The following is a 13,448-nucleotide window of genomic DNA, read 5'->3' as shown; positions in this document are numbered from 1 at the left end:
CTGGTTTCCAGTCCGACACCCCAGGGCTCAAAGCTTGGGAGGCTCAGAGATTCGCGTGCAGATAATTGCGGAACGCGTCGATGGTTTCCTCGTTGCGTTCGAAAAACACCCATTGCCCGACCTTCTTCGACCTTATCAGGCCGGCTGCCTGCAACACCGCCAGATGCGACGAGACGGTGGATTGTGACAGGCCGCTGATCTGAAACTGGTTGGCGCACACACCCATGCTGAACGGATGGTCCTGACAGAAGTGATTTTCCGGGCACTTCAGCCATTCCAGAAATTTCAGCCTGGCAGGGTGGGAAAGGGCTTTGAGGACTTCCTCCGGGTTCATCGGTGTTTCTCTAATATCTGGCATGAACGATGTTTATATCGATGGTTTCCGATATACAAATCACGTATCCGTGAGGGCCTGTGGGGATGGCGGGGATACTTCCCAAAAAAGAAGGCCGCTGGATGTCTCCGCGGCCCGATAAGTTTGAAGGTTAAAACCTCCAGAGGGGAACAGCTGTCGCGTGCCTTAAGGGAGCGTGACAGCCAGCTAAAATATGGGAGCGTCAATAATGCAAAACAAGGTTGCATCGTGCGATATTTCGCCAAATTGGGGAAAATTCTTGCGGGTAAAAAAAGAGGGCCGCCGGATAGATCCAGGGCCCTTTAAGTGTGAAGGTCAAAAACCTCCAGAGGGGAACAGCTGATGCGGTGGAACTGGGAGGAAAAGCCACCGTGTGCATCAGCTGAGAGCGATATGGTGCTTTTTTGTGCACGAAACAACTCTTTTTTGTGCAGGTCAGGCATGCGCGCGATGCAGGCCTCGATATTTCCGGTATATTTTATGTGCAATGCTGGTGAGGGCCGCCTGCCGGCAGCCCTCTCATCCGCATTTTCAAGTGTTTGAATTCAAAAGGATATTCAGGTTTTCCGGCTATTTTAACGTCAGAAGTTCCAGTTCCGCGCCTTGGCGACGATGAAATCGCGGAAAGCTTTCAGCTTTGCGGCGTTTTTCATTTCATCGGGATAGCAGAAGTAGGTATCGAATGACGGAATATCTGCGGCCAGCGACAGCTGGATGAGACCGGGATCGCGCCCGACGATGTAGTCAGGCAAACAGGCAATACCTATTCCCAGCAGGCAGGCACGTTTGATTGAGGTCTGGCTGTTGATCTGAAGATGCGGGATGCGCGTATTGTCTGAAGACCGCCCGGCGTTTTCCAGCCAGTTGACATCAAGAAGGTAGTTGGGCGCCGGTTCACCGAAGGAGATGATCCGGTGATTGTCCAGATCCTCGATCGACTGCGGTTCGCCGTGGCGATTGATGTAGGACGGCGCGGCATAGACATGCATGTGCACCGTAAACAGCTTGCGCTGGATAAGGTCCGATTGCTGCGGCTGGCGCAGGCGGATGGCGCAATCGGCGTGGCGCATGTTCACGTCCAGTTCCTCATTGTCGAGGATGAGCTGGATCGACATTTCCGGATAGAGTTGCAGGAACTCCTGCACCTTGTCCGTCAGCCAGCCCTGGCCGAGACCAACCGTCGTCGTGACGCGCAGCTTGCCACTCGGCTTTTCCGTCGTTTCGGTCAGCTGCATCTTCACCGTTTCGAGCTTCAGCAGCACGTCATGGGCGGTGCGGTACAGCAGCTCGCCCTGTTCGGTGAGGATCAGGCCACGAGCATGACGATGGAACAGCTTGACGCCGACATCCTGCTCCAGCGCGCTGACCTGGCGGCTGATGGCCGACTGGGACAAATGCAGCTTGTCGGCAGCGTGGGTGAAAGACCCTGCTTCGGCTGCGGCATGAAAAATGCGCAGTTTATCCCAGTCCAATGGCATTGCCATGCCTATCCTGCCTTTCGGTTATTCCGCTGCGACCGCGAGCGGTTGTTGCGCGGTGAGATAGCGTTCTGCTTCCAGCGCTGCCATGCAGCCCATGCCGGCGGCGGTGATCGCCTGGCGGTAAATGTCGTCGGTGACGTCACCGGCCGCAAAGATGCCTTCGACGTCGGTTGCCGTGGAATCGGGAGCGGTCCACATGTAGCCGTTGTCTTTCAGCTTCACCTTGCCCTTGAACAGTTCAACCGCAGGCGCATGGCCGATGGCGACGAAGACGCCGTCGATGGGCGTATCGCTGATGACGCCGGTTTTGGTGTCGCGCAGGCGCACACCCGAGACGGAGGGTGGCATGGGTGGCTTGGCGGGTGCGCCGGTAATTTCGGCGATTTCCGTGTTCCACAGGATCTTGACGTTTTCCTTGGCAAACAGCCGTTCCTGCAGGATCTTTTCCGAACGGAAGCTGTCGCGGCGATGCACGACTGTCACGGATTTGGCGATATGGGCGAGATAGAGCGCCTCTTCCACGGCGGAATTGCCGCCACCGACCACGATCACGTCCTTGTTGCGATAGAAGAACCCGTCGCAGGTGGCGCAGGCGGAAACACCGAAGCCCTGAAAATGCTGTTCGCTCTCGATACCGAGCCACTTGGCCTTGGCGCCGGTGGCGATGATCAGCGTATCGGCAGTCCAGACCTGACCGGAATCGGTCTTGACCACAAATGGCCGGGTCGTGGTGTCAACTTCGGTCACGAGGTCGCTGACGATTTCCGCGCCCACATGGGTTGCCTGCTTCAGCATCTGGTCCATCAGCCACGGACCCTGAATCGGATCGGCAAAACCTGGATAGTTTTCGACATCGGTGGTGATCATCAGCTGGCCACCCTGTTCCATACCGGCAATCAGCACCGGCTTCAGCATTGCGCGGGCCGCGTAGATGGCCGCCGTATAGCCGGCGGGACCGGAACCGATGATCAGTACCTTCGTATGGCGGGCAGACATGGAAACATTCCTTCTCAATAGCAGGGTCTTCGCTCAAGGGCCTTCCAGCCGTGGACGGCGGACGGGCCACAACCCCTTCGTTGGCAGGTATTTAAGGTTGTCTAGTGTCTTTATTCAAGGGCAGCCTTGCGTTACCAACAAGGCAGTTGTGGATGCGCGCGTAATTTTGTAACCGGCCGGCGGCATATTGTTGCGAATCCCGTGCCGAATAGTACAAGGAACTTGTACGGCTTAACGAGGAACTTCTCCGTGACCAGCGTCGAACTCGATGCCATCGATCTGAAAATCCTGCGCGAATTGCAGCGCGACGGGCGCATGACCAATGTGGAACTGGCCGAAAGGGTCGGTATTTCCGCGCCGCCATGCCTCAGGCGTGTCCGCAAGCTGGAAGAAGCGGGTGTGATCGAGGGTTATCACGCCATGTTGAGCGCGCCGAAGCTCGGTTTTGATCTCGTCGCCTTCTGCATGGTTGGCCTCAAGCGCCAGTCGGACAGCAATCTGAAGGCTTTCGCTGCCGCGACCGCCGGCTGGTCGCTGGTGCGGCAGGCATGGATGGTGTCAGGCGAAAGCGATTTCCTGTTGCATTGTGTTGCCAGAAACCTCACCGAGTTTCAGGATTTCGTCATCGAGGTTCTGACGGCTGACGAAAATGTCGACACGGTTCGCACCATGCTCACCATCCGTCAGGTCAAGCGCGTCGGCCTCGTGGAAATCTGAACGGCAGATTTGCAGTTGCTTTGCTAGGCGTTATGCGCGCCTTAGCGCGTCATAGACCGCACCGAGACTTGTCGCCTCTTTTTCCAGCGGGAATGTGGTGCGCACATGCGCAAGCCCGGCCAGCGCATGGTTTTTGGCCAGAGCCGGGTCGGCAAGATAGGGCTTTATCGCATCCACGAGTGCTGCGTAGTCACCCGCTTCGACCACCATGCCGGTCTTTCCCTCGACGATCATTTCCTCGTAAGCGCCGGCATTGCTGGCAACGACTGATGTTTCCGACGCCATCGCCTCCAGTGGCGTCAGGCCGAAACCCTCATTTCGCGACGGTGCGACATAGAGCGTCAGCCGTCTGTACCAGGGTTTGATATCATCGACTTCGCCCTGAAACACGATGCGGTCGGAAAGGCCGGCTGCGGCAACATCGGCTTTGAGTGCGTCACCAAAGGCCTTGTGTTCCGCCGTCACGCGGCCGGAAACCACGGCCGTCCATTCAGGGTGTGCGGGCAGAAGCTCGATCATGGCGCGCACGAAGAGATCGGTGCCCTTCTGGTGGCGCACCCGCCCAAAACAGCCGATCAGATAGTGTCCCGGCAGGCCGGTTGAGGCAATCGTGTACTCGGGGCCTTCCGCCGGATGAAACAGATCGGTGTCGACGCCATGCATCACGACGCTATGGGGCACTTCCAGAAACGAGCCGGAGCGGCCGCTTGTCGCGACCACGGCGTCCATCTTCGAAATCAGAAAACGGGTATAGGCGGAATGCCGCCTCTGCGCGGCCGAGGTGAAGAGCAGCTTTACCTTCATGCGCAGCACATCGCGCATGAAAATGCCCGGCAACATTTCAAGATTGCGGCGGGCATGCCAGATGCGCGGGCCGCCCAGCGGACCGTTTTGCCAGAGCCGCCACAGATCGCGGAAGCGCACATGCGGCAGATGCGGCGGCAGGCCGGGGCCGATGACGGCCACTTTCTGTCCCAGCCGGTTCTGCACTGGAATGAGCTGAACGATGGTGGAGGTGACACCGGAGAGCCTGCGCTTGAAGTTCGGTGCAAGCACCTGCACATCTTTCAGACTGACGTGGGACAAGATGGGCTTCCGTCTCTGCGGCTGGTTTGGCGGTTTGATACGTCAAAAGGCAATGCGCCCGCGAGGGGCGCATTGCGTGAGGCTCATCAGCCCCACTGTACCGCGAGGATTTCGTAACCCTTGGCGCCGCCCGGAGCATTGACTTCGATGCTGTCACCAACTTCCTTGCCGATCAGGGCACGGGCGATGGGCGAGGAAATGGAAATGCGGCCAGCCTTCACATCGGCTTCCTGGTCGCCGACGATCTGGTAGGTTTTTTCCTCGTCGCTGTCCTCGTCCACCAGCTTGACGGTGGCGCCGAACTTGATCTTGGAACCGGACATCTTGGAAAGGTCGATGACCTCCGCGCGGGCGGTCAGGTCTTCCAGTTCGGTGATGCGGCCTTCGTTATGGCTCTGGGCTTCCTTGGCAGCGTGGTATTCGGCATTTTCCGAAAGGTCGCCATGGGCGCGCGCTTCCGCAATTGCCTCGATGATACGGGGACGTTCCTCCTGCTGGCGAAAGCGCAGCTCCTCCTGCAGCTTGACGAATCCACCCTGAGTCATCGGTACTTTTTCTACCATTTTTTTATCCTTCGCATTCCGGTCGCTTTACTTGCAGACACAAAAAGAAACAGGTTCCGGAGAGGAACTCCGGAACCATGCCAAAATCATAACTAAGCCGACTATATCAGAAGACGACAGCGAAATGCCAGCAAATTTGAGGCGGGCAATTTTATGCATTCATTCATGAAGTTAGGCGGCAAGATTGACATTTCTCAATAGAACATATAGTGAACATAATTATGAAGAAGTCAATCAGGCAACGTCTGGCCATTCTCTCCGATGCGGCGAAATATGACGCATCCTGCGCCTCCAGCGGTACGACGAAACGCAGCTCGGCTGCATCGGGCGGATTGGGCTCCACGGAGGGATCGGGGATCTGCCATGCCTATGCGCCGGATGGGCGCTGCATTTCGCTGCTGAAAATCCTGCTCACCAATTTCTGCATTTATGACTGCGCCTATTGCATCAACCGTTCCTCCAGCAATGTGGAGCGCGCGCGATTTACCGCCGAAGAGGTGGTGTGGCTGACGTTGGAATTCTATCGGCGCAACTATATTGAGGGGCTATTTCTTTCCTCCGGTATTATCCGCTCTTCCGACCATACGATGGAGGAGATGGTGCGCGTGGCGCGTGAGTTGCGCGTTACCCATGGATTTCGTGGTTATATCCATCTGAAATCGATCCCTGAAGCATCGCCGAAGCTCATAGAGGAAGCGGGGCTTTATGCGGACCGGCTGTCGATCAATATCGAGTTGCCGACCGATAGCGGTATCGGCCGTTTCGCGCCGGAAAAGCAGCCCGCCAATATTCGCCGCTCCATGGCCGATATCCGCCTGAAAATCGAGGAGGCCGGCGAGCCGACGGTGCGCACGCGTCGGACCAAGCGCTTTGCGCCCGCCGGGCAGAGCACGCAGATGATCGTGGGTGCTGACGGCGCTGATGACAGCACCATTCTCTCCACCAGCGCCCGGCTTTATGGCAGTTATGGCCTGCGCCGCGTTTATTATTCCGCCTTCAGTCCCATTCCGGATTCCTCCAAAAACCTGCCACTGATCAAGCCGCCCTTGATGCGTGAGCACAGGCTTTATCAGGCCGACTGGCTTTATCGATTTTACGGTTTCGACATTGGCGAGATAACCGCGATTGGTGGCGATGGCATGCTCGATCTCGATATCGATCCGAAGCTGGCATGGGCGCTCAAAAACCGCGACCGTTTTCCGGTGGATGTGAATGCGGCGGATCGGGAAATGCTGTTGCGCGTTCCCGGTTTCGGCACCAAGACGGTGGCGTCCATCCTGTCATCACGGCGGTTCCGGCGGGTACGGCTGGAGGAAGTTGCCCGTTTCGGGGTGTCCCTGAAAAAGGTGAAGGCCTTTATCGTCGCGGACGGCTGGACGCCGGGCAAACTGACTGAACGGCCTGATCTGCGGGCGATGTTTGAGCCGCAGCCCGAACAATTGTCGCTGTTGTGATGTATGGCCCGGTTCTCGAAGGGCGGGGCGATTTCGGCGAGTGGCGCGATGCGGCTCGGGCGGCGCTTGCCGCCAACATACCGCCAGAGGCGATCGACTGGCGGCTGCGGGATGACGAAGCTGGTCTGCTGGATTTTGCCGGGGAGCCGTTGCCGACGCTCAAGCCTAGGGAAACCCAGGTCTCCGCTCCGTCCGCTTTCGTGGCGCTGGCACAGGCGGTGATCTGTCACAGTGATAAGGGCCGTTTTGCGCTGCTATACCGGCTGCTGTGGCGGCTTAGGCAGGATCGCGCCCTGTTGCAATTCAAGTCCGATCCGGATGTTTCACAGGCACGACTGCTCGAAAAATCCGTCCGTCGTGACTGTCACAAGATGACGGCCTTCGTTCGTTTCAAGGAGTTACCCTTACCGCAGGGGCAGGGCGGGCGACGGCGCTTCGTTGCCTGGTTCGAGCCGGATCATTTTATTGTCGAGCGTGAGGCGCCGTTTTTCCAGCGGCGGTTCACCGACATGGACTGGTTGATCGCGACACCGCAAGGGTCTGCGCGATGGGATGGGAGCGTGCTGCAAACATCGCGAGAGGCCGCCGCCAAACCCGATTTGACAGACGAGACGGATGATCTCTGGCGGACTTATTACGCCAATATCTTCAATCCCGCCCGCTTGAAGATCAAGGCGATGACGGCGGAGATGCCGAAAAAATACTGGAAGAACCTGCCCGAGGCGGATCTCATTCCCGGCCTCATTCTGGGCGCGGAGGCGCGGGTGCTGGATATGGCGGCCAAGGCGGCAAGCCAGCCGCAACCTTTTCACCGCCGCCTGCAGGCCGTTGCCGCCGCGGCGCGGGAAGAGGTCCTGTCGCCGGAACCAGAAGATTCGCTTGCCTCTTTGAGGCGGCAGGCAGGCCAATGCACCCGGTGCCCGTTGCATTGCAAGGCGACGCAAACTGTTTTTGGCGAGGGGCCGGAAGATGCGGATGTCATGATCGTCGGCGAGCAGCCGGGCGATCACGAAGATCTTGCCGGAAAACCTTTCCTCGGCCCTGCCGGTCAGCTCTTTGACCGGACGCTGGGCGAGATCGGCGTGGATCGCAGGCGGCTTTACGTCACCAATGCCGTCAAGCATTTCAAATATGAAACACGTGGCAAGCGGCGCATTCACCAGCGGCCGGATGCGGGTGAGGTGCAGCAATGTCGTTGGTGGCTGAGCCAGGAAATTGCACTGGTGCAGCCCAAGCTCATCGTCGCCATGGGTGCAACGGCGCTTTATGCGCTGACCGGTGGCAAGGAGAAAGTCACCAACGTTCGCAGCCGCCCTCTGCCCATGCAGGAAGGGCGGACGCTGTTTGTCACGGTGCATCCTTCCTATCTGCTGCGCCTGCCGGACGCGGAGGCGAAGCACGCGGAAATTCTGCTCTTCAAGAAGGATATGGAGTTTATAAGATCATTCGAATAGATTGTTTTATTAATTTATAAGAGCATTGTATTTTATTCTATTTTTTATGAATATAATTTATAAATTTTTGGTTCGCTATTTTTATTGAAATTTTATACTTATAGACGATAATTGAATTCGTTTTATTTATTTATTGCGTGGACATATTATGTTGGGTGAACTCGACCTCACGACAGTCATACTGATGCAAAAGTGCTCTTATATTGTAGGGTTGCTGAGTTTCATCTATCTGAAGTTGTCAAATCGTGGATTGCGTGGCCCGGTTGCTCTTGCCGCCGGCTTTGCTGCCATGACAATTGGCTCCACCCTCGCCGGTTACGGCGAATGGGGGATAATGTCACCGGCTTTTTGGCAGCTCGGCAGTGTCGTTTTCGGCATTATCGGTTATGCGCTGATCTGGCTCGGTCTGAAAGTTTTGAGCGACGGACGCCCTGTGGGTCGCCGAACGGTGGTTGTCCTCTGTCTTGTCGCCCTGCTGGCGATTGTCGTCGCGCTGCAGGTGGCTGAAAACAATGCCTGTCGTGCGGCTCTGTTCAATGGCTGCGCGGCTCTCGCCTATCTTGCGGGCGCGGGTGGTCTTTTCGCAAGGTGGCGCAAGGAGCGGCTTCTCTCCCGTCTGGCACTCGGCGCAATCACCGGGATTTCCGGTCTGATTTCGCTATCCGTGGTGAAAAGCATATTCCTCCCGGACTATGCCATCATCAATCTGGTCAATGCGTTTTTCTTCATCATCATGCTGAACTTCGCCATCGCGCTGTTCGTGATGATGCTGGTGGCCGAGCGGTCCGAACGGAAATTGCTGGTTCTCGCCAATACCGATCCGCTGACCGGCGTCAAGAACCGCCGCTTCTTTTTCCAGGCCATGCCTGCGGCTCCCGATCCCGCCGATGCGGCCATGCTGCTGGATATCGATCACTTCAAATCGATCAACGACCGTTTTGGCCATGCCGTTGGTGATAGCGTCCTTCAGGAAGTGGCGAAACGCATCGGCGGCAGCATACGCGGTGCCGATGTGCTGGCGCGTTACGGTGGCGAGGAATTCATCATCTTTCTGCCGGGTGCAGGAGGTCAGAAAGCCTCAATGATCGGCGAGCGTATTCGCAATGCGGTTGCCGTCAATGACGTCGATTGTGGTGGATTGCGCGTCGGCGTGACGATCAGCATCGGCGTCGCGACCACCGGCGAAATGCGCTGCGACCTGCAGACGCTGGCGGAAATGGCGGATCGCGCCCTCTACCGCGCCAAGAGCGAAGGGCGCAACTGCGTGCGCGAGGCGCTGGCGGCCTAGCCCTGCTGCTCGCTCACTTCATCCACCGCGGCGCGATGGTGCAGGGCTTCCTTGAGCAATATCTCGATCTGGGCATTGATGCTGCGCAACTCGCCGCTGGCCGTGTTCCTGATCACGTTCAATATTGCGGGTTCGATCCGCAGCGGAAAAGCCACCCGTTCCGGTCCCGGCGGACGTCCTGCCATTGCTTTAACCCCGCAAGGTTTCGGTGCTGATCACCGAGGTTGCGTCAACACGCGCGGAAATGCCGGCAATCATGCGGGCAAGCACAGGCGAAATATATCCGCCTGTGGCCGAGGGCGGTATGTCGGTCTTGGATAAGGGCATCATGAACCTCACGTCGGAATGATGCGTTTTTGATACCGGAAACGGATTGCAGGGGGATTACGCAATGCGAAACGCCGCGGATCTTGCGACCCGCGGCGTTTCGTTTTCATTCAGCACGTGACGGCGCGGATTTCCCGCGGTCGCTTACTGGAAATAGCTCTGCAGCGGCTTCACTTCCAGATTGCCGGCCTTCAGTGCCTTGATGGCAAGGGCTGCCGCTTCGGCACCGGCCATGGTCGTGTAATAGGGCACCTTCTGCATCAGTGTTGCACGGCGCAGCGACTTGCTATCGGAAATCGCCTTGTTGCTATCAGTGGTGTTGATGACGAGCTGGACCTGACGGTTGCGGATGGCGTCTTCGATATGCGGACGGCCTTCCTGCACCTTGTTGATCTTTTCGGCGTTGATGCCCCGTTCGGCAAGGAAACGCTGTGTGCCGCCGGTGGCCACGACCTTGAAGCCGCTTTCCACCAGAATGCGGATGGCGGGGAGAACACCTTCCTTATCGTCGTCACGCACCGAAACAAAGACCGTGCCGGAGCGCGGCAGGTCAACGCCGGCGCCGAGCTGGCTCTTGGCGAAGGCGAGCGCAAAATCCGTGTCGAGGCCGATGACTTCACCGGTCGAGCGCATTTCCGGTCCGAGCAAGATGTCGACGCCGGGGAAGCGGGCGAAGGGGAAGACGGCTTCCTTGACGGCGATGTGCTTCAGATTGCGCGGATCAGGCTTTTCGCCATAGGCGGCAATCGCTGTATTGAGCTTTTCACCGGCCATGACGCGGGCGGCGATCTTGGCAATCGGCGCGCCGATGGTCTTGGCGACGAAAGGCACGGTGCGCGAAGCGCGCGGGTTGACTTCGAGAACGTAGATCGTGCCGTCCTTGATCGCATATTGCACGTTCATCAGGCCGCCGACATTCAGCGCTTTTGCAAGCGCCGTCGTCTGGCGCTCCAGCTCGTCAAGGGTTTCCTTGCTCAATGAACGCGACGGCAGCGAGCAGGCCGAGTCGCCCGAATGGATGCCGGCTTCTTCGATATGCTCCATGATGCCTGACACGAAGACGTTTTCGCCATCGCAGAGCGCATCGACGTCGACTTCGACGGCGTTGGTCAGGTAGCTGTCGAACAGCAGCGGGTTCTTGCCGAGCAGGGTGTTGATCTGGCCGGTCTTGTCGTTCGGGTAACGCTGCTTGATGTCTTCGGGTACGAGGCCCGGAACCGTGTCGAGCAGGTAAGTCTGCAGCTGGCCTTCCGAATGGATGATCTGCATGGCGCGGCCACCCAGAACGTAGGACGGGCGCACCACCAGCGGGAAGCCGATTTCGGAGGCCACGAGGCGGGCCTGCTCGACCGAGTAGGCGATGCCGTTGTTCGGCTGGGCGAGATCGAGCTTCATCAGCAGCTTCTGGAAACGGTCGCGGTCTTCGGCAAGGTCGATCATGTCGGGTGCAGTGCCGAGGATCGGGATACCGTTCTTTTCCAGCGCTTCTGCGAGCTTCAGCGGGGTCTGGCCGCCGAACTGCACGATGACGCCAACCAGCTCGCCCTTTTCTTGTTCGGCGCGCATGATCTCGATCACGTCTTCGGCCGTCAGCGGCTCGAAATAGAGGCGATCGGAGGTGTCATAGTCGGTGGAAACCGTTTCCGGGTTGCAGTTGATCATGATGGCTTCGAAGCCGGCATCCTTCAGCGCGAAGGCGGCGTGGCAGCAGCAATAATCAAACTCGATGCCCTGGCCGATACGGTTCGGGCCACCGCCGAGGATGACGACCTTCTTGCGGTCGGAAACCTGCGCTTCCGAGCGGGCTGCGCCAACGAAGGGAATTTCATAGGTCGAATACATGTAAGCGGTCGGCGAGGCGAATTCGGCCGCGCAGGTGTCGATGCGCTTGAAGACCGGGCGAACATTGAGGCTGTTGCGCAGTTCGGCCACTTCTTTCGGACGCTTGGACGTCAGGCTGGCGAGGCGGGCGTCGGAAAAGCCCATGGCCTTCAGCATGCGCAGGTTTTCGGCATCCTGCGGCAGGCCATGCTCGCGGATGCGGGCTTCCATGTCGACGATGGCCTTGAACTGGGCGATGAACCACGGATCGATCTTGGAGTTTTCGTGGACTTCTTCTTCGGTCATGCCCATGCGCAGCGCCTGGGCGACCATACGCAGACGGTCCGGCGTCGGCGTGCCAATGGCGGCACGGATGGCGTTCTTGGAGCCTTCGCCTTCCTCAAAGCCGGGGATTTCGATTTCATCGAGACCGGTGAGGCCGGTTTCCATGCCACGCAGCGCCTTCTGCAGCGATTCGGCGAAGGTGCGGCCAATCGCCATGACTTCACCGACCGACTTCATGGCGGTGGTGAGGATCGGCGAGGCGCCGGGGAATTTCTCGAAGGCGAAACGCGGGATCTTGGTGACGACATAGTCGATCGACGGCTCGAACGAAGCGGGCGTCGCACCGCCGGTGATGTCATTTTCCAGCTCGTCCAGCGTATAACCGATAGCGAGCTTGGCGGCGATCTTGGCGATGGGGAAGCCGGTCGCCTTCGATGCCAGCGCGGACGAGCGCGACACGCGCGGGTTCATTTCGATGACGACGAGGCGGCCATCTTTCGGATTGACGGCGAACTGCACGTTCGAGCCGCCGGTTTCCACGCCGATCTCACGCAGCACCGCAATAGAGGCGTTGCGCATGATCTGGTATTCCTTGTCCGTCAGCGTCAGCGCCGGTGCGACTGTGATCGAATCACCCGTGTGGACGCCCATCGGATCGATGTTTTCGATGGAGCAGATGATGATGCAATTGTCCGCCGTGTCGCGGACGACTTCCATCTCATATTCCTTCCAGCCGAGCACCGATTCTTCGACCAGCACTTCGGTCGTCGGCGATGCATCGAGGCCGCCCGAGACAATGTCGAAGAATTCCGAGCGGTTATAGGCAATGCCGCCGCCGGTGCCGCCAAGCGTAAACGACGGGCGGATGATGGCGGGCAGGCCGACATGGTCGATGGCCTGGGCGGCAATCGCCATGGCGTGGGCCATGTAACGCTGCTTACGATCGGTCTCGCCGAGGTTCCACTGGTTTTCGAGGTCGTCCAGCGCCTTGTCGAGCTCAGGACCGGAAAGCTTGCCCTTCAGTTCGGTGCGGGCGATTTCGTGCTTCTTGCGGTCGGCATCCTTGATTTCGGTTGCGTTGGCGAGCATCGACTTCGGGGTTTCAAGGCCGATGCGGGCCATGGCCTCACGGAACAAGGCGCGGTCTTCCGCCATATCGATGGCTTCAGGCTTCGCGCCGATCATTTCGACATTGTAACGGTCGAGAACGCCCATGCGCTTGAGAGAAAGCGCCGTGTTGAGCGCGGTCTGACCGCCCATGGTCGGCAGCAGCGCGTCCGGGCGTTCCTTGGCGATGATCTTGGCGACGACCTCAGGCGTGATCGGCTCGACATAGGTAGCGTCGGCAAGGCCCGGATCGGTCATGATCGTTGCCGGGTTGGAGTTGACCAGAATGACCCGGTAACCTTCTTCCTTCAGCGCTTTACAGGCCTGTGTGCCGGAATAGTCGAATTCACATGCCTGGCCGATGACAATCGGTCCTGCGCCAATGATGAGGATGGACTTGATATCTTGGCGCTTCGGCATGGCTCTCTCGTTCCGCTTTTTGGTTGCGCAAAACACCGGCCAGGGTGGAAGATCACCGGCCGGGGAGCGCAATTCAAATGTTTTCAGGCTAGAA

The 13,448-nt window shown here is 58.4% G+C and carries 11 protein-coding genes; 4 read left to right on the top strand and 7 right to left on the bottom strand.

The genetic code is table 11. From position 1 onward, the window contains the following. Positions 1-43 precede the first annotated feature (43 nt). The 3 genes from PL640_RS12940 to trxB all read right to left on the bottom strand — a co-directional run bounded on the left by PL640_RS12940 (position 44) and on the right by trxB (position 2,832). Positions 44-334: an ArsR/SmtB family transcription factor gene (locus PL640_RS12940; RefSeq protein WP_142840681.1), complete on the bottom strand. Its 291-nt coding sequence runs from the start codon at positions 332-334 to the stop codon at positions 44-46. 602 nt (positions 335-936) lie between these two features. Further along, positions 937-1,833, bottom strand: coding sequence for a LysR family transcriptional regulator VtlR (locus PL640_RS12935; protein ID WP_046798419.1), 897 nt, complete (start codon positions 1,831-1,833; stop codon positions 937-939). Positions 1,834-1,857: 24 nt separating this feature from the next. Beyond that, positions 1,858-2,832: a thioredoxin-disulfide reductase gene (gene trxB / locus PL640_RS12930; protein ID WP_052818057.1), complete on the bottom strand. Its 975-nt coding sequence runs from the start codon at positions 2,830-2,832 to the stop codon at positions 1,858-1,860. 249 nt (positions 2,833-3,081) lie between these two features. Here trxB and PL640_RS12925 point away from each other — a divergent pair, with 249 nt between their 5' ends. Beyond that, on the top strand, positions 3,082-3,549 hold the full coding sequence (locus tag PL640_RS12925) for an Lrp/AsnC family transcriptional regulator (RefSeq protein WP_271362216.1): 468 nt from the start codon (positions 3,082-3,084) through the stop codon (positions 3,547-3,549). 30 nt (positions 3,550-3,579) lie between these two features. Here the strand turns inward: PL640_RS12925 and PL640_RS12920 are convergent, their stop codons facing one another. Continuing rightward, positions 3,580-4,635, bottom strand: coding sequence for a glycosyltransferase family 4 protein (locus PL640_RS12920; protein ID WP_271362215.1), 1,056 nt, complete (start codon positions 4,633-4,635; stop codon positions 3,580-3,582). Between the two features lie 86 nt (positions 4,636-4,721). Next, positions 4,722-5,198: a transcription elongation factor GreA gene (greA, locus tag PL640_RS12915; protein ID WP_026363859.1), complete on the bottom strand. Its 477-nt coding sequence runs from the start codon at positions 5,196-5,198 to the stop codon at positions 4,722-4,724. A 221-nt stretch (positions 5,199-5,419) separates the two neighbouring features. Here greA and PL640_RS12910 point away from each other — a divergent pair, with 221 nt between their 5' ends. The 3 genes from PL640_RS12910 (at position 5,420) to PL640_RS12900 (ending at position 9,394) form a co-directional block, all read left to right on the top strand. Then, the gene (locus tag PL640_RS12910; protein WP_271362214.1) at positions 5,420-6,652 is read left to right on the top strand and encodes a putative DNA modification/repair radical SAM protein; all 1,233 of its coding nucleotides are present in this window, start codon (positions 5,420-5,422) and stop codon (positions 6,650-6,652) included. After that, complete coding sequence (locus tag PL640_RS12905; protein ID WP_271362213.1) at positions 6,652-8,106, top strand: UdgX family uracil-DNA binding protein; 1,455 nt, start codon at positions 6,652-6,654, stop codon at positions 8,104-8,106. The genes PL640_RS12910 and PL640_RS12905 overlap by 1 nt, the downstream gene beginning before the upstream one ends. A gap of 148 nt (positions 8,107-8,254) precedes the next feature. Next, positions 8,255-9,394 carry a GGDEF domain-containing protein gene (locus PL640_RS12900; protein ID WP_271362212.1) on the top strand — a complete coding sequence of 380 codons (1,140 nt, stop codon included), beginning with the start codon at positions 8,255-8,257 and terminating at the stop codon, positions 9,392-9,394. Here the strand turns inward: PL640_RS12900 and PL640_RS12895 are convergent. Then, a complete protein-coding gene (locus PL640_RS12895; RefSeq protein ID WP_271362211.1) occupies positions 9,391-9,579 on the bottom strand; it encodes a hypothetical protein in 189 nt (62 codons plus the stop codon). The genes PL640_RS12900 and PL640_RS12895 overlap by 4 nt on opposite strands. Positions 9,580-9,865: 286 nt before the next feature. Continuing rightward, complete coding sequence (carB, locus tag PL640_RS12890; protein WP_271362210.1) at positions 9,866-13,354, bottom strand: carbamoyl-phosphate synthase large subunit; 3,489 nt, start codon at positions 13,352-13,354, stop codon at positions 9,866-9,868. Between the last annotated feature and the right edge of the window lie 94 nt (positions 13,355-13,448).

The organism is Agrobacterium sp. ST15.16.024, assembly GCF_027956545.1.
GTDB classification, from domain to species: Bacteria; Pseudomonadota; Alphaproteobacteria; order Rhizobiales; family Rhizobiaceae; genus Agrobacterium; species Agrobacterium cucumeris.
The sequence above is the reverse complement of the archived record's forward strand: the minus strand, read 5'-3'. Positions and strand labels throughout refer to the sequence as shown.